General features: G+C 34.2%; 23 protein-coding genes. 11 read left to right on the top strand and 12 right to left on the bottom strand.

Features of this window, described 5'->3' with window-relative positions; translation table 11 throughout:
- Positions 1-2: 2 nt before the first annotated feature.
- From C6989_RS05035 to C6989_RS05015, 5 genes are all read right to left on the bottom strand, one after another.
- Positions 3-623: a hypothetical protein gene (locus C6989_RS05035; protein ID WP_237087725.1), complete on the bottom strand. Its 621-nt coding sequence runs from the start codon at positions 621-623 to the stop codon at positions 3-5.
- 65 nt (positions 624-688) lie between these two features.
- On the bottom strand, positions 689-1,102 hold the full coding sequence (locus C6989_RS05030) for a tetratricopeptide repeat protein (RefSeq protein ID WP_182126514.1): 414 nt from the start codon (positions 1,100-1,102) through the stop codon (positions 689-691).
- Positions 1,103-1,107: 5 nt separating this feature from the next.
- Positions 1,108-2,064, bottom strand: coding sequence for a quinolinate synthase NadA (gene nadA / locus C6989_RS05025; RefSeq protein ID WP_148702993.1), 957 nt, complete (start codon positions 2,062-2,064; stop codon positions 1,108-1,110).
- A 93-nt stretch (positions 2,065-2,157) separates the two neighbouring features.
- The gene (locus C6989_RS05020) at positions 2,158-2,976 is read right to left on the bottom strand and encodes an aspartate dehydrogenase (RefSeq protein ID WP_148702992.1); all 819 of its coding nucleotides are present in this window, start codon (positions 2,974-2,976) and stop codon (positions 2,158-2,160) included.
- Between the two features lie 23 nt (positions 2,977-2,999).
- The gene (locus C6989_RS05015; RefSeq protein ID WP_148702991.1) at positions 3,000-3,587 is read right to left on the bottom strand and encodes a PEFG-CTERM sorting domain-containing protein; all 588 of its coding nucleotides are present in this window, start codon (positions 3,585-3,587) and stop codon (positions 3,000-3,002) included.
- A 124-nt stretch (positions 3,588-3,711) separates the two neighbouring features.
- On the opposite strand from C6989_RS05015, the gene C6989_RS05010 reads away from it, so the two are divergent.
- The 5 genes from C6989_RS05010 (at position 3,712) to C6989_RS04990 (ending at position 10,310) form a co-directional block, all read left to right on the top strand.
- Positions 3,712-4,659: a hypothetical protein gene (locus tag C6989_RS05010; protein ID WP_255464641.1), complete on the top strand. Its 948-nt coding sequence runs from the start codon at positions 3,712-3,714 to the stop codon at positions 4,657-4,659.
- A 110-nt stretch (positions 4,660-4,769) separates the two neighbouring features.
- Complete coding sequence (locus tag C6989_RS05005; protein ID WP_182126594.1) at positions 4,770-5,561, top strand: DNA double-strand break repair nuclease NurA; 792 nt, start codon at positions 4,770-4,772, stop codon at positions 5,559-5,561.
- Positions 5,558-7,090, top strand: a complete 1,533-nt coding sequence (locus C6989_RS05000; protein ID WP_148702989.1) for an ATP-binding protein — start codon at positions 5,558-5,560, stop codon at positions 7,088-7,090. The genes C6989_RS05005 and C6989_RS05000 overlap by 4 nt, the downstream gene beginning before the upstream one ends.
- Entirely contained in the window at positions 7,090-8,232 is a 1,143-nt protein-coding gene (locus C6989_RS04995; protein WP_182126513.1) for a metallophosphoesterase family protein, read from the top strand. The genes C6989_RS05000 and C6989_RS04995 overlap by 1 nt, the downstream gene beginning before the upstream one ends.
- Positions 8,229-10,310, top strand: a complete 2,082-nt coding sequence (locus C6989_RS04990; protein ID WP_148702988.1) for an AAA family ATPase — start codon at positions 8,229-8,231, stop codon at positions 10,308-10,310. Before C6989_RS04995 ends, C6989_RS04990 begins: the two co-directional genes overlap by 4 nt.
- Before the next feature lie 14 nt (positions 10,311-10,324).
- On the opposite strand, the gene C6989_RS04985 is transcribed toward C6989_RS04990, so the two are convergent.
- On the bottom strand, positions 10,325-11,365 hold the full coding sequence (locus C6989_RS04985; RefSeq protein WP_182126512.1) for a plastocyanin/azurin family copper-binding protein: 1,041 nt from the start codon (positions 11,363-11,365) through the stop codon (positions 10,325-10,327).
- Positions 11,358-11,849: a HEAT repeat domain-containing protein gene (locus tag C6989_RS04980; protein ID WP_255464639.1), complete on the bottom strand. Its 492-nt coding sequence runs from the start codon at positions 11,847-11,849 to the stop codon at positions 11,358-11,360. Before C6989_RS04980 ends, C6989_RS04985 begins: the two co-directional genes overlap by 8 nt.
- 94 nt (positions 11,850-11,943) lie before the next feature.
- On the opposite strand from C6989_RS04980, the gene C6989_RS04975 reads away from it, so the two are divergent.
- Positions 11,944-12,609: a TlpA family protein disulfide reductase gene (locus C6989_RS04975; RefSeq protein ID WP_148702985.1), complete on the top strand. Its 666-nt coding sequence runs from the start codon at positions 11,944-11,946 to the stop codon at positions 12,607-12,609.
- Positions 12,610-12,833: 224 nt separating this feature from the next.
- On the opposite strand, the gene C6989_RS04970 is transcribed toward C6989_RS04975, so the two are convergent.
- Both C6989_RS04970 and C6989_RS04965 read right to left on the bottom strand, forming a co-directional pair.
- The gene (locus C6989_RS04970; protein ID WP_182126592.1) at positions 12,834-13,637 is read right to left on the bottom strand and encodes a CFI-box-CTERM domain-containing protein; all 804 of its coding nucleotides are present in this window, start codon (positions 13,635-13,637) and stop codon (positions 12,834-12,836) included.
- A gap of 37 nt (positions 13,638-13,674) precedes the next feature.
- Positions 13,675-14,130, bottom strand: coding sequence for a 50S ribosomal protein L15e (locus C6989_RS04965; RefSeq protein WP_148704121.1), 456 nt, complete (start codon positions 14,128-14,130; stop codon positions 13,675-13,677).
- Positions 14,131-15,367: 1,237 nt separating this feature from the next.
- On the opposite strand from C6989_RS04965, the gene C6989_RS04960 reads away from it, so the two are divergent.
- Both C6989_RS04960 and C6989_RS04955 read left to right on the top strand, forming a co-directional pair.
- A complete protein-coding gene (locus tag C6989_RS04960) occupies positions 15,368-16,027 on the top strand; it encodes a hypothetical protein (protein WP_148702983.1) in 660 nt (219 codons plus the stop codon).
- Positions 16,024-16,539, top strand: a complete 516-nt coding sequence (locus C6989_RS04955) for a thr operon leader peptide (RefSeq protein WP_148702982.1) — start codon at positions 16,024-16,026, stop codon at positions 16,537-16,539. The genes C6989_RS04960 and C6989_RS04955 overlap by 4 nt, the downstream gene beginning before the upstream one ends.
- Here C6989_RS04955 and C6989_RS04950 read toward each other — a convergent pair.
- The 3 genes from C6989_RS04950 to C6989_RS04940 form a co-directional block, all read right to left on the bottom strand.
- Positions 16,536-17,546, bottom strand: a complete 1,011-nt coding sequence (locus C6989_RS04950) for a hypothetical protein (RefSeq protein WP_182126511.1) — start codon at positions 17,544-17,546, stop codon at positions 16,536-16,538. The two genes, C6989_RS04955 and C6989_RS04950, sit on opposite strands and share 4 nt — an antisense overlap.
- A 104-nt stretch (positions 17,547-17,650) precedes the next feature.
- A complete protein-coding gene (locus C6989_RS04945) occupies positions 17,651-18,583 on the bottom strand; it encodes a D-2-hydroxyacid dehydrogenase (protein ID WP_182126510.1) in 933 nt (310 codons plus the stop codon).
- 67 nt (positions 18,584-18,650) lie between these two features.
- Entirely contained in the window at positions 18,651-20,045 is a 1,395-nt protein-coding gene (locus tag C6989_RS04940; protein ID WP_148704119.1) for a multicopper oxidase domain-containing protein, read from the bottom strand.
- A gap of 119 nt (positions 20,046-20,164) precedes the next feature.
- Between C6989_RS04940 and C6989_RS04935 the strand changes: the two genes are divergently transcribed.
- The 3 genes from C6989_RS04935 to C6989_RS04925 all read left to right on the top strand — a co-directional run bounded on the left by C6989_RS04935 (position 20,165) and on the right by C6989_RS04925 (position 23,822).
- Positions 20,165-21,526, top strand: a complete 1,362-nt coding sequence (locus tag C6989_RS04935) for an aspartate ammonia-lyase (protein WP_182126509.1) — start codon at positions 20,165-20,167, stop codon at positions 21,524-21,526.
- 3 nt (positions 21,527-21,529) lie between these two features.
- Positions 21,530-22,798, top strand: a complete 1,269-nt coding sequence (locus tag C6989_RS04930; protein ID WP_182126508.1) for a tRNA (N(6)-L-threonylcarbamoyladenosine(37)-C(2))-methylthiotransferase — start codon at positions 21,530-21,532, stop codon at positions 22,796-22,798.
- A 73-nt stretch (positions 22,799-22,871) separates the two neighbouring features.
- On the top strand, positions 22,872-23,822 hold the full coding sequence (locus C6989_RS04925) for an FtsZ/tubulin family protein (RefSeq protein WP_182126507.1): 951 nt from the start codon (positions 22,872-22,874) through the stop codon (positions 23,820-23,822).
- The last annotated feature ends 110 nt before the right edge of the window (positions 23,823-23,932 follow it).

Genomic DNA, 23,932 nt, shown 5'->3' with positions numbered 1-23,932 from the left:
ATCTAATCATACCTAGGCAACTTTCCATATATATCAAAATTTTGTTGAGTTTTTGCATCTGCAAATCCATATTTCACATTGAGTTCCTCATTGAATTGAATCATCTCTACACGTGTAAGAGATGCAAATTTTACATATTCCTTTAGTGCTTCTTGGTATGTTCCACCATTATCAAGAACCATTTGTTTTGCTGCACGTCCAAGATGAATCTTTTTTTCAACATAATTGAATTGATCCCAATAAATTCCATGATGAGTGGCATTTACCCCAGTAAGAAAAGTAGCAAATGTATTTCTTGGAGTATATGGTTCATAATCTTTATTCATTCTATCAAGCTGTTTTTGAAGAAGTTCTTGTGAAAGTTTTCTTTGCTCATCAATTGCTAGTTGTTCAGGGGTTTTTGTTAGTTGGGTTCCAGCTTGAAGTTCTTTGAGAATTTTTTTAGATTGTTTGATTTTTTCAAGCATTTGTTTTGCTACAGAACTAGTCTTTATTTCATCTCCAGAAATAGTTGTAGATTCGAATTCAGATACGTCATTTTGTGCAAATACAGTGTTTCCTGAGAATAGAATCACCACAGATAACACAGATAATAGTGAAATGGTAGTTTTTTGCTCCATCATATGGTAAAAAATTGTCTAAACTATTTACCAGATACTTGTTATGAAATAGCAAGTTTTAATTATCATTAATTTTGTTTTTTCATTTTTAGTTCAGGTAGCAATGCAGATACAGCCTTGTTTTTTGGATCAACCTCTTTGATTTTTTCACAGCATTGAATTGCACGCTTGTTTTCACCTAGTTTTTGATGAGAATATGCCTTCAGGAGCAAAACATCGACATCAAATTCAGCAACATCAAGTGCTTTCTCAAAGTAAGAAATGGCAGTTTTGTATTTTTTTTTCAGATAATAAATTCCGCCAACAGTAAACAATGCATCATGATTGTTTGGGACCATCCTAAGGTATTCTGTACCTGATTTTAAGGCCTCATCATATTTTTTCTGTTTTGCAAGTTTTTTGAATTCTTTGAACTTTTCAGCATTTCGTTTTTGATTAGGGTCCTTTGGAGTCCTACTAAACAACCCTACCAAAATAATCACTCAAACTAGCTTATTGTAAGCATTCTATTAATTGCCAAACGTGCCTTATCTGCAATCTCTTTTGGAACAGTCACAACATTTTTTTCATCAACAAGTGCATCATACACTTTTTCAAGAGTAATCATTTTCATGTATTGGCATTCAGCTTTTTCAGAAGCAGGAATGAATGTTTTTCCAGGGTTTTGTTGCCTCATCCTATACAAAATTCCTGTTTCAGTTGCAACAACAAAGTTTTTAGCTTTTGATTCTTTTACATGATTTAACATTCCTTCTGTAGAAAGAATCGAGACTTTTTGATCATCAAAACTTCCATCTGCAACATCATACATCATTGGAGTGGTACAACTACATTCAGGATGAATTACAAATTCTGCATCCTTCATTGAATCCAATTTTTTAGTTACATCTTCAGGTGTGATTCCTGCATGGACATGGCACTCACCAGCCCATATGTGCATATTTTTTCTTCCAGTCATTTTTGCAACATATGAACCCAAGAACATGTCAGGTAAAAATAAAATTTCGTTGTCTTCAGGAATTGCTTTAACAACATTTACTGCATTTGATGAAGTGCAGCAATAATCAAGTTCTGCTTTAATTTCTGCAGTTGTGTTAACATACCCCACTGCAATAGCACCTGGATGTTGTTTCTTCCAATCTCTTAATTCATCAACAGTAATAGAATCAGATAACGAGCATCCTGCTTCCAAATCTGGTAAGATTACTTTTTTTTGGGGACTGATAATTGCGGCCGTTTCTGCCATAAAGTTTACACCACAAAAAAGAATTGTCTTTTGTGGAACCTTAGCAGCTTGCCGTGATAACCCTAACGAATCTCCTGTAAAATCAGCCACATCTTGAACTTCAGGTACCTGATAATTATGAGCAAGGATTACCACATCTTTTTCCTTTTTGAGTCGAAGTATCTCTTCTTTTAGTTTAGAGGTTTGTTGTACGAGCATAAACCATTGAAAATTTGAGTTGTGGGGATTTAAAGAATGGGATCTCGCCTAGAATTTTCATACATGTGAACAATAGTGGCAATAATTGCCATGTTACGTGCCAATTTGTATTTCATCTGAGCAATATTTCTTCAATGTCTCAATGGCTGAAAGAATTGCCAATCTGCTAGTTTTAGGGTTATTTTTATCTGGAAAATTCTCAATCGTGAATGTCATTTTACCAAATTTTCCTGAGGCCTCAATATGATGAGTGTTTTTGTCAGTATTAGGATCTGCAAGAATTCTAACTTTAGTTTGTTTACTGCCAATTCCTGTTAATGATAAAAGCGCTGCAACGTTGATGTTTGCAGGAAATAGTGATACAGCTTCTTTTGCAGTTCCATCAAAGATAGTAGTGATAGAATCAATCTTATCTAAATTAATATCAGAATTTTCAAAAAACTTTGCACCTTTTAGAGAACGAGGATGTTTTGTTGTTGTAATAGAAAGAGATTCTAGTTCAGATTTGACTGATTTTATTCCATCTAGTCCTGCAATAGCACCTGAAGGAAGATAGATTGTTTTCTTAAAATCTTTGCAAGCATCAGATAAAATATCATAGATTGATTCATCAAGTAACGCACCAACACTCATGATCATCAGATCCTTCTTGTTTTGTAAAACACTTAGCGCCACATCTTTTACTGCATCTTGAGATGCTGCCTCTACAACAATATCTATATGCTGAGAAGATAGCAGATGAGAATTTTCAACAATTTCAGGTTTGTTGTTCAATTTTTCTACAAGAGATGAAGATGCTGCTTTTGATGCATCATATACATGAGTAAGAACTGCAGGAAAATCATTAGAATCAATTGTCAAAGCAATTTGAGTTCCCATGGAACCACATCCCAAAAGTGCTATTCGTTTCAAACAATATCACTAGGAAATATGACTTAATTAATTCTAGGTAAATTGCTTCCAAAAGAGTATTTCCTAGTAAAAAGTACCAGCCCAACAATAGAAACTACTAAAATTAGAACAGAGTAGGCTCCAAATTCAGGTATCACTTGAGTACCAATAATTGCAATATTTTTGGTATCTTTATCAATTAAGAATCCAATCACATGATCGTTTGGAAACTTCATCAAATCATATCTTGTATCTATTCCATCAACTAATACAGTGAACTTTTCATTTTCAGCATAAATTACATCATCAGGCATCCTAACCCAAAAATCAGTTTTTTCAGGTACCATTTCCATTACAATTTCAATGGATTTGTTTTCTTCATTGATATTCATTGAAGATAAAATTGGAAATGTATTTTCAGAACCAATAGCATCAAGACTTCCATGATATCCATAGTAGAGATCATAGGATTTATCATCAAACACAAATGTAACTTTCTCAGATTCTAATTGTGAGATATCAAGATATTGCCCAAATACCTCAATGTCTAAGACATGTTCTGCATATGCATTTACTGGAACCAAAACTAACAAAGACAAAATTGCTCCAAGAATGAAAAAATAGTTAATCATAATGGAGTCAACATGTCATAGAATATAATTAATTTCTAAATTTTCGTCATTGATTTTCTGAGTTGATATTAACAATGATAATTTATTATCAAATTATTTATGTTAAAGAATCTAAAAATTATCATTGAATTTATTTCAAGTTTTTGGAGCAAGTATTGTTTTTCTTTTAATTTTGATTCAACCAGTGTTTGCAGATATAGAATCACCTAGAAAACAAATCAAATTTGGAATTTCGCCTGAAAAAATAACTTGCGAGGAGGGTTTTGTTTTGATGTTAAGGGCATCAGGGATGCCTGCATGTCTAAAACCAACCTCTGCTGAGAGATTAGAGGAAAGAGGATGGAAACAAATTATTCAGAAATTTGAAAAAGCGGAAAGAGAGATTGAAACCATACCTGCATCACAAGGATCTAGGGTAAATTTCTACATTACAGATGATGATCTAAATACTAGTCATAATGGAGTAGATACAATCAGTACTGAAGGGCTTTTTGAATTCACAATTAACGGCATTCCAATTCAGGGACCAAAAACTATGATTGAAACTGGAACAGATACAGATAAGTTTTATTTGAAATTAGATTTACCAAATACAATCAATGGACAACCTATCAGTCAAGATGATGTTATTTTAATTCGATATTTAGATGAAACAGATGCTGCAGGTGAAAAAAGAGTAGTAACAAAATCAATTACACTAAGTAAGACATTTGCAAAAGTTGAAACATCTGGAGGAGGCCACAGGATTGGCCATGAGTTTACATTAAGAATCTATGAACCAGATGCAAACAGAGATTCTAAAGATGAAGACAAGATTCCACTTAGTTTGTTTGAGTATAGGGGGGATGGCGGGATTAGAACTACACTTGCAAACCCAAAATTTGATGCAAACTCTGGTTCATTAATTGAGACGGGTCCAAACACAAGTACATTTGAGGTGAAGATAAAGATCCCGAGAGAGATAGATGGAAAAACAATTCACATCGGGGACAAATATGAGATAAGATACATTGACAGAAGTACACCTTCTGGAACAGAAGAGAAAGTGATTTTCAAAGGAAGGATTGGATAGATGGATCAGTTTTGTCAAAGTTCAGTATAACCTAAAGATTTTATTCAAATCAACGAACTATTGTTGTGCTCAATACAGTATACAAAGATGCCATCATTAACAGAGACAAGATGTTGTCTATTCTAAAAGGTCCAAAATTTGAGCAAATTTTACAAAAAGCAAGAGAGAATTGGGTAGAATTTACGCCTGTAAAAGAAGAGGTTGTTACAGCAGGAATTGATTCAAGTTTTAACAATACAAAATTTCAAGGAATTGAGTTATGGGCAACTACTGCAGTTTCCATCAAAGCAGATGGAGAGGTGTTAGTAGATTTACATGAGTCAGGGCTAGGCTCAGATACGGATCTTTCCAGAATTGCAAGTAAGATGGAAATTGATGCTTGTGAAAAAACGGTAGATCAAGTTGATTTGGTATTGATGGATGGTTCTCTACATTCTCAGTTTATGACCAGACAATCAACGTTAGATGCACAAGTGGTTAGGACTATGAGAAAAAAGAACAATGTAATTTTCATTGCAAAAACATCAAACACAAAAAAACAATTTGAAAAATTAGGTTCTCTAGCAGGAGATATTTTTTATTATAACCATGTCACAAATGGCTCTGGTTTTAGTAAGTTATTTGTAGAAAAAAAATATGGATCTGACAAAATAATATCATCTACATTTGTAAGATTAAGTGATTCTACTCCAATTATTAAATTAGAATTTCTTGGAGAACAACATGATGAAGCTGAGATAAAATCAATCATGAACAAACTATACAAAACAAGTATTGGTGGATACCCATACGCACTAAAGCTTGCACATAATAACTGTAAAATATCTGATAAAGAACTTGGGAAGATGGTTAGTTTGTTAGGACTAAGTAATGAGATCGGTTCACGTGAGGTATTAGGTTGAGTCTAGGTTTTGTTGTTGGAGAATCCAAACCAACATTTGTAACTGCAATCACTCAAAGAGCGTTATCAGTTGGAGAATATATCAAAATTGGAACAGATGAAGGAGAAATTTTAGGACTAGTGGAGAAATCATCAGTTTCTAGTGCAGCATTTGCAGATGTCAAGAATTTTGATGAGGCATCTGAAAGTACAGAAATTGCAGAGATTAACAAAAGAGACAAAACATTTACTGCACATATTGGAATTTTAGGATTTTTGGAAAATTTAAGAAAAGGTCAATCAATCATACCTGCAATACCACCAATTCCAGGCACAGAAATCACCCAACCAAGCAAACAAGATCTTGAAGAAATATTCAGTCCAAAAAATGATGGTTGGGTAAAAATTGGAAATCTTTTGAGAAATAAAACAATTGATGCCAAAGTAAATTTGGATAAAATTGTTTCAAGGCACTTAGGAATTTTAGCAATGACTGGAATGGGTAAAAGTAATCTTGTATCACTAGTTACAAAACAAATTTCAAAATTAAAGGGGACAGTAATAATTTTTGATTATCATAATGATTACACAACATTGAATATTCCAAGAATCAACGTGATAGACGCAAAGATCAATCCAAGATTACTTGATGCAGACCAACTCTCAGAAGTTTTAGAAATAAGAGATGGTGCAAATGTACAACAACGAGTCTTAAGAATGGCATTCACAAAACATGTCAAAGAATCAAAAGAGTTTTGGAGCAAATTAGAAAATGAGATAGATTTTATTGTAAATTCAGAAGATAAAAAGCTCAAAGAAATCAGAACGTCTGCATATAGAGTTCAGGATATTATTGAAGAAGCACAAAGGAGATTTGAAGATATTTTAGATCCAGACATGGGAGATCCCATTAGTTTTATCAAAGAAGGACGTACAAATATCTTAAACATTTCAGAACTATCAGAAAAACAAGCAAATGTTGCAGTAGCATTTTACTTGCAGCAATTACTCAAAGACAGAAAAGATGCAAGTATTGCAAGACACGGCAAAAGTAAGAGAGAGCGAAATTACAAATTCAATTCACCAATTTTTGTAATAATAGAAGAAGCACATGTCTTCATTCCAAAGGATCATGATACAAGTGCAAAATATTGGGCAGCAAAAATTGCCAGGGAGGGAAGAAAGTTTGGACTAGGATTAGGAGTTGTATCTCAGAGACCAAGAAGCGTAGACCTTAATGTTCTAAGCCAAATGGGCTCATTTGCAATAATGAAGATAATTCAAGAAGACGATCAACGCCAAATAGCCTCTGCAACAGAATCAACTAGCCGTGAATTGATTGCCCAATTAACGTCACTTAATGTTGGAGATGCAGTTCTGGTCGGACAATGGACAAATTTGCCATCACTTGTACATGTTGAAGAAGTCAAAGAGAAGATTATGGGGGCAGATCAAAGTGCAGTCAATGCGTGGGCCAATGCAGAAAAAATGAAAGAGGTTGCAGTGGAATCAACACAAGGACTTGTTCAAAAAGATTTGTTGTTAGACTAATGCAATTTTCTCATATTTCAGACACACATTTAGGATTAGTACAATATGGTTCAGAAGAACGTGCACAAGATGTTTATGATGTGTTTAATCAATCAATCGACACATCAATTAAAGACCATATGGATTTTGTTATTTTTGCAGGAGATATTTTTCATGTACCAAATCCAAATGGAACAGCAATTGTTCAGATGGGAAATGGACTAAAACGACTAAAACAAAACAATATTGATTCGTTTTTTATTCTAGGAGAACATGACATTAGTAGAATTAGAACAACACCAATTCCATACGTTTATCATAATTTAGAATTCTCAAAATACATTGGCCAAGGAAAACCTATTGAATACAAAGGAGTGCTTCTTGCAGGATTTGACAAAATTAGAAAGACTGAGATTCCACAATATGAAGAAAAGTTTACCGAAGTTGATAAAGTGGCACAAAACTTTTCAGGTCATAAAATTTTGGTGTTACATCAAGGAATAACAGAGTTTAACAAATTTGCAGGAGAATTACAATCAACAGATCTCCCAAAAAATTTTACATATTATGCAATGGGTCATCTTCATGATACTGACATTAAAAAATTTAATCATCTGAATGGACCAATTGCATATCCAGGTTCAATTGAATTAACAACTAGTGAAGGAATCAAAGAAGCAAAGAAAGGGTTTTTTGAAGTAGACATTTCAGGAAAAGAAGCAATCCCAAATTGGATAGAACTTGACACAAGACCACAATTTTCGTTTAAAGCACAGTATCAAGAATTGCCAAAAATCATAGATGAAATTTCTGAAAAAATTACAGATTTGAGAAAAAAGCCCATCATAGAGGTAAATATTCAGGGAGAAAAGGTAGAGACAGACCACATTCAGACACAAATTTCAAGGCTAAATTCCATGGTTTTGAGGTGTTTTTGGAGAATTAGTACAAAGAAAGTTTCAGATTCTTCAGTTTTTCTAGACAGACCAAATGTGATTGATGATGAGATGTTCAGACTTTCAGTTGACGTTCTTGGCTCAGAGAAATCTGCTAGTTTTGCAATCAAAGAGCTTCTTCCAGCACTATCAGTAGGGGAGATTCAGGAAGCATCACAAATAATAATTGAAAATTTTGAGAAATTCAAAAAGGAGAAAAAACAATGATCACATCAATTGAATTGGGGGAATTTTTAGCTCATTCAGAAACAAAATTAGATTTTGATAATGGAGTTACAGTTTTTGTAGGTCATAATGGTGCAGGAAAGTCAAGTATCATCGACGCAATAACATTTGCGTTGTTTGGTCAACATACAAGAAAATCAAACAAAGGATTAATCAAACGAGGTTCAAACCAGGGATTTGCAAAAATAAATTTTTCAGTGAATGGAAGAAGTTTTGAAGCTGCAAGAAAAATTGATAGTAAAGGTACTCTTTCAGCAAAATTTACTGAGATTATTAATGATAAAAGAGTAGAGATAGCAGCAGGAGAAAGAAAACAATTTGGAGAATCAATGACTCATGAGGTTGAAAAAGCAATCGGTCTTGATTTTGAGAAATTAAAAGTGGCATCAATTGTTCAACAAGGTGAACTTAATGCAATTATCAATGCAAAACCAAAAGAATTCAAAGAGTTGCTTAACGCAATAATAGGTATTGACAAACTTGATGTTGCATCAGAGTCAATGAAAGCAGTAAACAAGAAATTTCGTCAAAACATTAGGGAAAAAATTGGATATGATGATACACATATTGAAATTTTATCAAGAGATTTAGAGAGATACCAAAAAGAAATTTCAGAGTCAGAACCACAGAAAAACCAATTACAAGCAAAACAAGAGACATTACAAATAGGAGTTAAAAACCTGAGAGAGAAAGTTGAAATTGAAGCGCCAAAAATTGACAAAATCAATCAACTAGAATTAAGGAAAAAAGAACTGGTAGAATATGCAAAGAATGCAATTCATGAAATTCAGTCAGAAATTAATGAAAAAGAGCGTAAAATACGAGATTGTGAGGCATGTTTTGAGTCTGCAAGCCTAAAAGAGGATTTAGAATCTAAAATTCAAAAAATAGAGCAAGCAGTTGAGGATACATTAAAAAAAATTCAAGAGATGAAAAGCCTGACTGCATCTCTTAAAGAAAAACAACTTCTTGCATCAAAACTCCAATTAAAAAATAACAAATGCCCAGTTTGTGATTCCAGTGTAGAAAAATTAAATCCATTATTCCAAGAAGAACACCTAAAACAGGAATTATCCTCTTTAGAGGAACAAATTATTCAAAAAGAAAAAGAACATCAAATGTATAATCAAAAAAGAAGAGACTTTTCGGAAAAACTACAAGCTGCAAGAGATGCCGAGGCAACACTTAGAGCACATTCCATTACATCAAAAAACCAATTAGAAAAAATTCAAGAAGAGATGGAAACAAAAAAGCAAAACATACAAAAAATTCCAGCACTAAGTAACGGTAATTTAGTTGAAATCTCACAAATTGATTCTCATGCAAAAACAATTTTTGAAAACATTTCAAAATTAGAATCAGAGACTAGGGGTTTTGATGAGCAAGAATTTTTGGATTTGAAAAAATTAGTTAATCAAAAACAGATGGAATTATCAAGTATTGACCAACAAATAGGGGCAATATTAGAGAAAATATCAAAAGGAAAGGAACAGATCATAGTTATTGAAAACGCAATTACAGAATTGAAGATTGTTAAAGAATATGTAACAAATCTTGATCAAATTCAAAATAATATTTTTAGCAGAGACGGTCCTGTTGCTACAAGCCTAAGATCATGGGCATTAAATGCAATTTCAGTCAAAGCATCAGAATATCTAGCAGTACTTAACACAAAAATTCAGAGAATCCAATTGACAGAAAAAGCTAGAGACATTTCAATTATTTGTAATTCAAAAACAGAAGAACTAGATTTAGAGTCATTAAGTGGCGGTGAAAAAGTTAGCGTGGCATTAGCCTTAAGATTGGGCATGGCGAGTCTACTTGGTGCATCAAATCTCAACTTGATGATACTAGATGAGCCTACAACACATCTAGATGCAGAAAGAAAGAAATCCTTGGTAGGAGTGCTATCTCAGTTATCAAATATTTCAAATTCTGAGACACCTATGCAATTTATCATAATTACACATGACGCAGAAATTTTTGAAGACTCTACAGTAGAACAAATTTACAAGTTTGAATCATCTACAGAAGGAAGCAAAGTGGCATTGTTAAATTGAGTTAATTTCAGAAATTACTCTACGTGAACTATTCCAGTCATCCAAGGATGAACCATACAGAAATAATCAAAAGCTCCTGCTTCATTAAATGTAAAGTCAAAAGTTGCACCAGACATAAACAATCCTGAATCAAATACACCTGTTGGTCCTGAATTCACATTACCACTTGTTACGGTATGAGCTGCAGTATCATCATTACTCCAAGTAACTGTCGTACCAACAGCTACAGTTACCTCATAAGGCAAGTAGCATTCGTTAGTATCTTCACATCCAGGAACTCCTACTCCATCAGGAGTTGAAATTGTTAGGGACATTGGTGATTCAGATTGAGGTTCTGGTTCAGGTAATGGTTCTGGTTCCATCATTACTGGTTCGTCTGTTGGTTCTTCAAATACTACCATTTCTTTTGCTTCATAAACAATTACTTGACCTGTCATCCAAGGATGAACCATACAGAAATAATCAAAAGCTCCTGCTTCATTAAATGTAAAGTCAAAAGAACCACCTGCCATAAACAAACTTGAATCAAACATTCCAGAAGCACCATCTTGGATAGTGCCACTTGTTACAGTGTGAGCTGCAGTATCAACATTATCCCATTGGACAGTATCACCAACAAAAATTTCTATAGAATATGGTAAATAACATTCGTTAGTCTCCTCACATCCTGGACCTCCTGAACCTTGTGCAGTTTCAACAATATGAGTTTGAGGAGATGCAGGAACTGCTGATGTTACAGGTTTTGGCTCTGTTTTAGGTTCCATAACAGGTTCGGGTTTAGGTTCAACTCTAGGTTTGACTATAGGATCATCAACGCTGCATTCGCCTTTATGAACTAATTTTACACCAGCTGCATTCAACATACAGAGGTTACCATAAGTCTCACCATCAATACCACAAACAGGAGCCCATTCCATGGTGCAGACAGTGGGTTTGTCTTCGACTATTCTTGGCTGAATAATTTGATCTGGAGACATTGCAATAAATCCAAGAGATATTGCTACAAGAACCCCAACTACAGCTATAATTCCATAAGAAAAATTCATCTCATCCACCTGTTAACTTTGCAAACTTTTCGTTCTTACTTAACTTTTCCATAAATTCAATATTAGATAATGCTACAACTGCAGATTCGACGACTGGTTTTTCTGGATCATTTAATGCCTTTTCTAGGGTATCTTTTGCATCTTTATTTCCAACAACACCTAATGCTATTGCAGCCTCGTGTCTTACAAACAGACTTGGATCATTTAGAGTTGCATCAGTTAGAGGTGCAACTGAACTAGAATAACACATCTGTCCTAGAGAGAAGGCAGCTTCATGTCTTACCAATTCATTATCATCATTTTTCAAAACTTTGGCAATATATGGTACCTTGTCTTCTCCACCAAAATCAACTAAGATACATGTAGCTCTTGTTCGTATTACATAATCAGGATGATCTAAAAGGCTTACAAAATATTCAGTATCTTTTTGCTCATATTTTTTTTCCATTTCAGCAAAAAGTGTTAATCGATCATTAGTAACTACTTGCAACATTTTTTGAGATTTCTGGCTCCTATATTTAGTTAATCAGGAAAAATTCAAAATTTCTTGAGGTATGTATTTAATGGAAAAAATACGATAACGTCTCATGAGCGCTGTAATTGGTCAAAAAGCACCAAATTTTGGAGTATCAGAATGGGTACAAGGAGCACCAACAAATTTTGACCAAGAAAAAGACCACATTGTTTTAGTTGAGGTATTTCAAGTAAATTGTCCTGGATGTTTTATGCATGCACTACCTGAAGCAATTGAGATTTACAACAAGTACAAAGACGAAGGTGTTAGAGTGATTGGAATTGCAACTGCCTTTGAAGATTTTGATAAAAACACTCTGGATAATTTGAAGATGCTTGCAGAGACCGGAGAGATAATAGGGGAAACTAGAAGCGCATTTCAAATGAGTGGTCAATTACAAGAGGGAAACAAGCTACCATACAAAATTCCATTTCCTTTAGCAATGGATAATTTGGTAAAGACAACAGGCGAAATAAGTCAAGAAAAAATTATGCAGTTTATTTATCCACAGATTCCAGAGTTTGATTCGCAACCTGAAGAATACAAAAATCAAATAATTCAAAGAGTCAAAGACTATATGAAATCAAAAGAATATTCTGCTGAGACCTTTGAGAAATTTGCACTACAAGGAACACCTTCTACCATTTTAGTGGATAGAAAAGGAATTCTCAGAGATGTTTCATTTGGACAAGTCGGGCAAACAGAATCAATGATTCAAAAGTTACTTAGAGAAGATTAGATTATCTGAATAAAACAACAGTAATTGAAAGAACAACAACTATAATGAATCCCCCAATAATTGCAATTTTTGAGTTATCCACAAAAGTCATTTTTGAAATCTAAATTTTAAGGATTTGTAAAAAGTATTAAGTCAAATCAAAAATATTATAAAATGTGGAAGAAGGACAGATAATTGTTCCATTGTTAATTGCATTAGCAGTAGGGATTTTTGTAGGAACCAGATTATGGATTATGTTTAAAAAATAGATTTTTGATTCCTACAATTACAATTGCAGGTAATGCAAAATACACTCCAGTATTGAGTATGATTAATGATAACCCAATAGTTAGAACCTCAGATTCTGTTTCAGCATAATTTAGAAGAGACAAAGAGTTGAGCATAGGAGTAATTCCCACCTTGACTAATTCATTGAATGTTGGATTTTGCCTTTGATAGTCTGCTATTTGTGGGCTAAATGAATAGTAAAAGTGGTTAAATGAATTCATAAAATTTTCACCTGATTCTGTTTGCATTAGTTTGTTATCTCTTAATTCTCGCAATTTTTGTACTTTAGGTGCAAGCTCAGATCCAAATGTTGCAGTTGCAATTAAGCAACCACCACCAGCATTATCATCAGAATTATCTTGCTCATTATCAGTTAGTGTAATTTCAATCTCTTTTACACCAATCAAGGCATTAGTTCCAATAATATCGATTTTATTATCACCGGTTCCAGTAAAATTCAAAGTGATAAACGAGATTCTGTTATTAGATTTTGATTCTTGAGTAACTTGTACATCATTAAGATAAAAAGTAAAATTTCCACCAAGTAAATTTTTAGGAATTGTTACTTCGCCCAAATTGTTTTCAAGACCACTGTTTGCAAATATGGTTAGACGTTTTTCATCTTTGTCAAATTCATGATCTAAAATCTCAAAGTTTGAGACAGTGACAACTTCAAAAGTGTGACCACTGACATCAACATCAAGTCTAGTAAGCAATCCTGTTTTATCAGATAATTGACCAAACACAGGAGATACTATCAAAAGTAAGAGTATTGGAATGAATAATGTTATTTTCAATTTATGCTGTTTGAGATATTCGTTTAGTTAATTCTTTATCTTGTGCAATTCTTGGATGATCTGGGTCTGCCAAGATTACTTCAAACCAATAATGTTTTCCGTCTTTGTAGATAAAGTATGAACCTAAAAGTTTCAAGTTTGGATATCTTTCACAAACTCTTCTCTCTGCAACAGTCTTCATATTGTCATCTGCCTTGATTCTTGTAACACCAAGATGTTTTGGACGTCTTCCACCAGTAGGTCTTTGTTTTCTCATACCACCAGTACCTACTCTCATTCTAACAACAACAATGCCTTGTTTTGCTTTGTACCCTAAACGTCTTGCCCTCTGTAATCTACTAGGCTTGTCAATACGAGTAATTGCATTTTGTTTACGCCAGCCAACAATACGTTCACGTAGTTCTGGAGCATTCTCTTTCCAAAGTCTGATCCATATTTGGTCTTGACGACTAGGCATATCGGGCATAGTAAAATCCCCTTTAATAACTGTAAAAACGTCATTTTTCCGTCTTTAATCACAATATAGACTTGTAGTTACCGCATACTAGAGTTTTTAAGATATTGAAAACATTTGATTTAGTGAATAAAAGGACTAACATGAATCATTCTCAATTTTTAGGCTTGATAGAATCAGGGTTTGCCAGAATATAATGGAACATACATAACACATTAGAGGTACACTGACATTTCATAATAAAGCGATTAATTTTAGCTATTTAAGACATTAATGAGTTGACTTTATTTTAGATAAAATCAAGTTCCTCATTGTTTTTCTTTATGATTTATCTAATCCTAACAGAAAAAGTCAGATGGAAAAAAGAAGTTATACAATAAGTAAAAGATGTGAGGATTGTTCCAGGATGCATTGTACTAATGGGTGCGTTTGTGATTGTCACCCAACACAAGGATGGTAAAATTATTGTCAGAAACAATACAGGATAATGAGATTATTGAAGAGAGATTTGAGCATCTCTTTCCAAGTTATGATTATTCTATAAAATCCTCTTTTCACGAAAGAGATATGCGAAAGAAAAAATTAATGAAAACGAACAAGGGCCATTCGTTTTTAGAGGACTGAAATGAAATATTCCTGTAGAGAATGCTCCTTTAGTTGGGAAGGGCAACCCAATACATTTTTTAAAATATTACAGCATGAAAGAAAACACAAAAAATCTAACAATCGTTTGGAGAAATAAATTTGGTATATTGGGAATTAAATCAAGAAACTTGCCAGCATCCAATATCAGCAAAGATGCCTGAATTAATGAACAAGCGTGAATGTATGATGTGCCATAAAATTTTGGAGTTGGAATAAAATAGCAGGTTATTTAGGAGATACGAATTTGAAAATTGTACATCACCTAGCTTGCAAGCAAAAAGAATGCAATATCTACAATGTTGAAAAAAAGAATAGGCAGTATTTTTCACCAGATACACTAGAAGTTGCAAATAGCCTAGGGTTTAGTCCTTGCAAACACTGTATTTAGGACAAAAATTCTAAATCCGGACTGTAAATGGGACAAACATAAGTACTGCTAAGTAATTAAAATTCTCTTGAGTGGGGCATCACATTCCACGCACTCTAAGAGTTGCTTCCGCAGAAAACTCGATAGTTCAATTACGTCAAAGTTGTTAAAAAGGATTCCTGAGCATTGATATGAGATTTTTATTGAGCCAAAAGTGCACAAAAAAAGATGAAAATATCAACTGTAATTATATTCACAGCACTAGTAGCCAATTTAGGCATAATCCCATTTTCATATGCAGAGCCATCAGTTGAGATAATCATGGAAAAAACAACTTATAGCTATTGTGAGAAACTATTCTATACAATCAAGGTTTCAGAGGTTACAGGAAATCCAGCAATTATTCACATCAGAGATGAAACGGGTAAGGGAAGCAGTGCAATCCCCATTCCAATAACAGATTTAGAAAACCCAATACCATCACGCGTTGCTTTTGAAAAAGAAATTTTTCCACTAGGAAAGTATTTCATTGATGTTAATTATTCAGGAGCTCAAACAACTGCAGAGTTTACATTAATTGACGCAGACAAAGTATGCATCCCAGAGGTAGTAAAACCAATTATGGCAAACTGGCTTTCAGGAAATATCTCAGATGGTTTTTTGATTGATGCATTTCAAAAGTTTACAGAAGAAGAAAATATTTTCAAAATTCCTTTTGACATAAACGAGACATCTGTCTACGACATAACAATTCCTGAATGGGTAAAGAATGTAGGGTATTGGTGGCTTGAAGGAGCAATAAACGACGATGAGTTGGTAAATGCAATAAACAATCTAATTGAGAGAAACATAATATCACTTAGTCAGGACAAAAAAGATGAAATATGAACAAGTATTCCGTAATCACCATAATTGCAATCATAGTAATCATTAGTCCGTTTTTATTTTCTGCAATGAACGTTATTGGTAGTCAACAATTAGAATACAGATGGTATTCTCCTGGAACTTTTTCATTTTTTACAATGTTGAATCATGGGGAAACAGAATTTTGCAATACACTGCCATTTTGGATCTCATTTCAAAAATTTGAAGTTTCAGTGTTCTACACGGATGCATATTTAGGATCATATGTAGTCAAGCCATTAACACTTGATCCATTAGCATCTGGAGTTCAAGAAGGGGTTTTTTCTTCTGAAGATATTTCTAATGCACAACATGTTTTCATGAATTTTGATTTTGAGTTTGATTCAGGGGATATCAGATTAGACCCTAATCAATTTGTTGTGGTAATTCAGACAGACACACCCATTTTGAACCTCATTCCATATTCATCAACTACACAAATTACAGGATTTGAGTTTGACCAAATAATGAATGCTGAAGATTTGACTTGTGACTAGTTACTACTTTTGCTGGCTTTTGACATCAATGCCAAAATTATTGCCACTGCACCAGTGATTACAAATGCTGCAATGAAGCTATATCCTAGTTCTCTACTAAGACCTTTGAAAGAAATCTCTTTTGGTGCAGAAGTTTGAGATTCAACAACACATACATCATCTTTTAGAACAGTTCCCGGACCACATCTTTCATCTAAAACACATACTCCATCTTTGAGAACTGTTCCTTCACCACACTCTGTTGTTTCCTTTGGAGTTTCTACAACAGGTTCTTTAGATTGCTCTTTTTTAATCTCAGCTATGAGTTTGTCTAATTCAGATTTTGAAATATCTAATGCTTCATGAAAAGTATAATCAGAATAATTGTCTTCAAACCATTTTTTGTAAGATGGCTCAGAAACATATCGTTCAACGTAGAATTTAGGATCTTTTGAAGAGTCTACAAATGCTGCAGGGATCTGTTTTTCAGGAGTTTCAGAAGGTGTTTCTTCAGGTTCAGAAGGTGTTTCTTCAGGTTCAGAAGGTGTTTCTTCAGGTACAGACTGACCAAATACAGAACCAATGATTTCAACATCTTGAGTTCCTGATGGCAATTCAATTCTCAAAGTTCTACTTTCAGAGGTTGTTTCAGTTTCAGAAAAATTTGGCTCTAATCCACCATCAGCAATGACAATAAAATCATCATCTTGTCCCTCAAAAACTGAATCATAAAAAGATCTATCAAAGGTAATTTCTAAAATTCCAGGAGACACAGTAACATCTACAGTCAATATTAGAGAAATAAAATCCACATCAGCTTCGATACCAGATACAGACATTCCTGTAACTGTGTATTCTACATCATAACTGGTTCCTTCAACATCAACAGACATCGTTTCAGCATATACGAAAGCAGAAGAAATTATTGTAAAGAGTATCAATCCAAGAGATATTTTTAGCAGGGAATTTCCATTAGCCAAACGTTTTAGTCTTTCAGATTGGAATTGACTTAGACTCTGATTATTCAATACGATTGACTTCCTCCAAATTGAGGTTAAAAACAAAGAGACGATAATAAATCACGTAAAAGTCAACTTTTTTGCTTATTTTTAAAGTTCAGGCAGAAATGCTTCTAGATGACGCCTCTTAAAATCTGGATAATCTTCTCAGCAATAACATTTGCAGCCAATGATTGCGCTTCTTTTGTTTGGGCACCAATATGCGGAGTCAAAATTACATTGTCAAGTTCTGCCAATTTTGTTCCAACAGCAGGTTCTTTTTCAAATACATCCAGGGCTGCACCACCCAAAGTTCCATTTTTGAGAGCATCATAAAGTGCGTCTTCATCAACTACTCCGCCCCTAGAAGTATTGATAATTTTTGCAGTCTTTTTCATCGTAGACATTTTTTGTGCATCTAAGAGATGATAAGTTGAATCCAAAAATGGAACATGAATAGAGATGTAATCAGAACTTTGTAACAAAGTATTCAAGTCTGCTTTCATCAAACCAACTTCTTTTGAAAATTCTTCATCAATTGGAACTACATCATATCCAATAATGTTCATGTTTAGTGCACGTGCAAGTCTACCTAATCTTTTTCCAATATTTCCTAATCCAATAATTCCAAGATATTTTCCTCTAAGCTCTGTTCCTTTCAATTCTTTTTTAAGCCATTGTCCATTTCTAATTCCTCTATCACCTCTTGCTGTTTGTCTTGCAAGGGACAACATTAGTCCTAAAACTAATTCAGCTACGGCATTCATTGCCCCTTCCACTGCATTGATTACTCTAATGTTTTTTATTTTGGCAGCTTCTTGATCAACATTATCAAGTCCAACTCCAACACGGGCAATAATTTTACAGTTATCTGCTTTATCGATCATTTCTTTTGTGATTGTCGTTCTGCTTCTAACAATTACAATATTGTAATTAGCAATCTTTTCTAAAATTTGGTCAGGTGTAATTTCTGGTTCATATGATATTTTCAAGTCATTGTCTTCTAAAATTTTATTTAAAATTGGATCCACTTCATCACAGATCAATACAGAATCATCAAATCCCATATAATAGCAAATGGAGCTACAGAATATAATTCATTCAAAATAATAAAAAGAAAAAGATGTGATATTATCAAGAAGTTAGGATTTCTGCTACTACAGGAATTACTTCCCATAATGCGACATAATCGCCACTTGCTTGCATTTCAGAAGCTACTTCATCAGTGTATAAACCGTGAATGTTTAGTGCAGGATGAGCAATACTGTTCATTCCCATTGGAGGGACAGCATCACTAGGATTGCCTAAAGCATATGCATAAGATGGCACTGGTGCTGGGATAACTCCTTTTTCAACTAGAACTGGGTTCAAGCCGAATGGATCACCTGCTACAAAGACTGTAGCTGCGCCAGTGTAAATTGCTGCATAGTCATGGTTTACTGCTGCGTATGCACCTGGTTCATCAAATACCAAGTCAACAATCATTCCTTGTGAGCCACCGAGTAACCATGTTTCAGTTGCTGCGGATTGTACTCTGTTACCTTGGACAACTCTATCCAATATTTCTCCAACAATGTGGAAGAATACTGGTTCGTTACCTTGGTTTTCAATGAAGAGTCTTACGTGTTGATCATTTTCAACAAATAAGAGCTGTGATTGGTATTGCTTGTGTTCAAGTCCATTCCATGGTTGTGCAACAAAGATATTCTTGTTTACATCACCATTGACGAGTAAGTTATGAGCCATATTTGGTACATAACCAAATTGCATTCCGTTAACAACTGTTGCAGTGTTATGATGCTTGAACATTGCTCCGGCATCATAATTGCCTTCAGGTGTTAGGTACAATTGATTGTATTGGAGTTGGAACTCTAATGCATCTGCATCATAGAACTTTCTGTCAAGTTCACCGCTGCCACTAGTCTTCTCAACCATTAGTTTCTTGTATCCATTAGCTGGATCAACAATTGCAATTCCGTACATGCCGGAAAGTACGTGTTGGTCCATACCAATTAGTTTGACACCAGAACAATGGTATTTGAAAATACCAGCTGCTTCAGCGATGTAACAATACTGACTTGTTTCGCCAGGATTGACAGACTCAAAAGCGCTTGCAGAGATTTGAGATGCATGCATGTCGTTACCGTGTCCAGTAACTTCATCATCTGGAATTGTAAGTGTCATTTTGACTACATCACCTTGAGTAACTCTTAGTGTTGGTCCTGGGACTGTACCACTAAAGGTCATGGCGTTGTAGGTCTTTCCTCCCATAATTGGAAGTTCAACACTTTCACCAGTTAATTGGAAATCATGAACGGTTCTACCGGATGATTCCAAAACACCACAATCAGTTTCTGCGAATGCTTCAGGCATTACAAGCTGTAAACCTCCCATATGTCTGATTTTATCTAAGACATCGACATCCATTTGGGTCATGTCAATAGATTGACCAGAAATTTGGGTTTGTGTGTATGTGCTTCCGAATAAGGTTGCGCCCATTACAGCTACTGCTGCAATTGTAAAGAGCATACTAACACGCTTATTCATTAAGTGCGGTGGCTTCTGAATCCTATATAATAATTCCCATTATTGAAATATGAAAATATCTGAAAAAGAATGAATAATGGGTGTAAATAATTGGTTTTAGAATGAAATTTCGTTTAGATCAAGATTCTTTAGGTAAAGTCAAAATTCCTGCAGACGCATATTATGGGGCATTTACTGGAAGAGCAATCAACCAATATCACGTAACTGGACACAAAGGCCATGAGAATTTGATAAAGTCATTTGTCATGATTAAGAGATCTGCTGCAATAGCAAATATGAAAACAAAAGCAATTGATACTAAACGTGGAAAAGCAATAGTTTCTGCATGTGATAAAATTTTGTCTGGAAAGTATGCGGATCAGTTTGTAGTAGACATGATAAATTCTGGTGCGGGAACTGCATTTAACATGAATTCAAATGAAGTCATAGCAAATGTTGCGCTAGAAATTTTACGCAAAAAGAAAGGACAATATGGATTCCTACACCCAAATGATCACGTCAACATGTCACAATCAAGTAATGATACATACCCAACTGCTATGCATGTTGCCATCTTAATGAATCTCAAAGAAACAATTCCAGCAATTGACATTTTGATAAAGTCATTATCTAAAAAAGCAAAACAGTTTTCCTCATTTAAAAAAATTGGAAGAACACACCTCATGGATGCATTGCCAGTTACTCTAGGTAGTGAATTTGCAGCTTACGTTACATCAATTACTAAAGCAAGAAATGAAATTGTTGCATCGCAAAAAGAATTACAAAATGTTGCACTTGGTGGAACTGCTGTTGGTTCTGGTGCAAACACACCAAAGGGTTACAGGAAAATTGCAATATCAGAGCTTGCAAAAGTTTCAAAGTTATCATTAAAACCTGAAAAAGACATGCAACATGGATTACAGAGCAAATATGCAGTTGCAAATTGTTCAAGTGCATTGAGAAATTTGGTATTAGAAATTGGAAAACTTGCAAATGATATCAGACTAATGGCATCAGGTCCAATTGCAGGATTAGCAGAACTTGGAATTCCTGCAGTACACGCAGGTTCATCAATTATGCCAGGAAAAGTAAATCCATCATTAGCTGAATGCATGAATATGATTTGCTTTAACGTGATTGGAAACGATACTGCAGTATCATATGCCGCACAGAGTGGCCAGTTTGAGCTTAATGTAATGTTGCCTGGAATGCTAAAGTGTATGTTAGAATCAACTGACATGTTAAAGAATTTCTTACCAATATTTTCTGTAAATTTGATTGATGGATTAACTGCAAACAAAGTCAAGTTACGTGCAGATATTGAAAATAGTCCAGTAATCGTTACTCTACTAACTCCAAAAATTGGATATCTGAAATCTGCAGAACTATTCAAAGAATCATTAAAAACTGGAAAGACTATCAGAGAATTAGTTGTTTCAAAGAAATTAATGACTAACAAGGAAATTGATTCTCTGTTTGGATAAAGTATGGCAAAGATTTTTGTAGAGTCCTATGGATGTTCTGCAAGTTTTGCAGATTCTGAAATGATTTCAGGACTAGTTCTAAATGGAGGTCATACTTTAGTTGAAGATTCTTCAGAATCGGATCTCAATATCGTTGTCACATGTTCTGTAAAAGATGCCACAGCAAACAAGATGATTCATAGAATAAAATCATTAAAGACAAAACCCCTTGTAGTAGCTGGTTGTCTACCAAAGGCAGAAAAGGAAACTGTTGAAAAATTTTCTGAAAATGCTAGCCTACTTGGTCCAAATTCTCTAGGTAAAACTCTACAAGTAATTGATTCTACACTTAAAGGCAGAAAAAAAATTGCATTAGAAGATTCAGATCTATCTAAAGTTGGACTTCCAAAGGTTAGACTCAATCCAGCAGTAGGAATAGTTGAGATTGCAAGTGGTTGCATGAGTGAGTGTACCTTTTGTCAAACTAAAATTTCCAAAGGAGATCTTCAAAGTTATAGATTAGGAGATATCGTAAGACAAGTAAAAACAGAGATTAATGAAGGGTGTAAGGAAATTTGGTTAACATCAACAGATAATGGATGTTATGGATTTGATATTGGAACTGATTTACCTTCTTTGATAAATGCAGTTTCAGAAATTCCAGAGAACTTTATGATAAGAGTTGGAATGATGAATCCAATGTACATGCCAAGAATTAGAGAAAAATTAATTGAGTCTTATGATAATGACAAAGTCTTCAAGTTTCTACACATTCCAGTCCAAAGTGGAAGTGACAAAGTATTACATGACATGAAAAGAGGCCATACTGCAGGAACCTTTAGAGAAATAGTAAAAAAGGCAAGAGAGAGATTCCCAAACTTTACTATTTCAACTGACATTATTGTTGGATTTCCATCAGAAACAAAAGAGGACTTTGAAAAAACAGTAGATTTGATTGATGAGACAAGGCCAGATGTAGTAAATCTATCAAAATATAGTGCTAGACCAGGAACTGAAGCTGCTGAGCGGGTACAAATCGATGTTTCAGAAGTAAAGTCAAGAAGTAAGAAGATTTTTGGGCAGATCAACAATATATCATTAGAGAACAACAAAAAGTGGATCGGTTGGAAAGGAAATGTTCTCTTTGATGAAAAAACTGATGAGGGTATCAAAGGTAGAAATTTTGCTTACAAGCCAGTGTTTGTCCCAGAACAGGTGGGTATTGGGCAATCACGTGTTGTAGAAATTGTCGGTTCTACACAAAACAGTCTTCTTGGGAAGATCGCAAGCTAAATTTTTTAGATCTAAAATTTGATTAAAAAAACGTAAGAAGGTTTTTTATGGAATTCAGCGAATAGGATCTGAAATGAGTTTTCAAGTAAAAGAACCAGTTTTAGTTATTGGCTTGGGTGGCGTAGGCTCAAAATTAGCAGTTAAAGCAAAAGATTCACTAAATTCAAATTGTCTTTTGATTAGTAATGATTCAAAGGACTTTGTAGAGGAAGTACCATCTGTTCATGTTTCTACAGATTCAGTAGTGAATCCATCTATGCAATTAATCAGAGGCTCAGCCTACAATATATCTGAGGAGATCAAATCAAAGATTTCAGGCTATTCCACAGTTGTCATGATGAGTAATTTGGCTGGAAAAGCAGGCTCAGCTATAGCCCCAGTTGTTTCTGAGATATGCAAGGAATCAGATAAAGGATTGATTTCATTTGCAATTATGCCTTTCAAATATGAAAAAGACAGAATTTTCAATTCAGGCGTTTCACTAAAAAGAGTTAGAGAAGACTCTGAATGCACAATTGTACTGGATAATGACTCGTTACTTGAGAGCAATCCTGATTTGACACCTAAAGCATGCTACGATATTGCAAACTCAGCAATAATGCATGTAGTTGAATCACTTGGAACCTCAGAGATGACTTCTGAGACAAACATCCTTACAACAAGTAAAGAAGGACAAAATATTGAGGATTCACTTAGAGATTCACTAAAAATGTTATACGAAAACGCTCCACCTAACGCAGTAAAACGTTCAATATTATATGTCATAGGAGGAAGCAACATTCCAGTAGGCGTCTTAAACTCAATTACAAATCTTACAAGCGGAATTTTTAGTGAAAGCAATTCACAAATTGATATGACTTCAACTGCTGAAGAATCTAAAGTAGTAATGTTATCATCCATACAAGGAATGACAAAGTTTGATAATTATGATCCTCTTGGAATGATTCCACAAGAAGATACTCTTGACTGGTCTACACCAGATTGCAGTATCGATTGCAAACTAGATTTATACCAATTAGAATAAAATAATTTTTTAAAATTAAATTTTTTTGAAAGAGATTATTCTTTACTTTCTTTAGCTGGTTCTTCTTTCTTTGGTGCTTCTTTAGCTGGTTCTTCTTTCTTTGGTGCTTC

This window comes from Nitrosopumilus sp. b2, from assembly GCF_014078535.1.
Lineage (GTDB): Archaea > Thermoproteota > Nitrososphaeria > Nitrososphaerales > Nitrosopumilaceae > Nitrosopumilus > Nitrosopumilus piranensis.
Note: the sequence above shows the minus strand (reverse complement) of the source record. Positions and strands in the feature narration are given on the sequence as shown.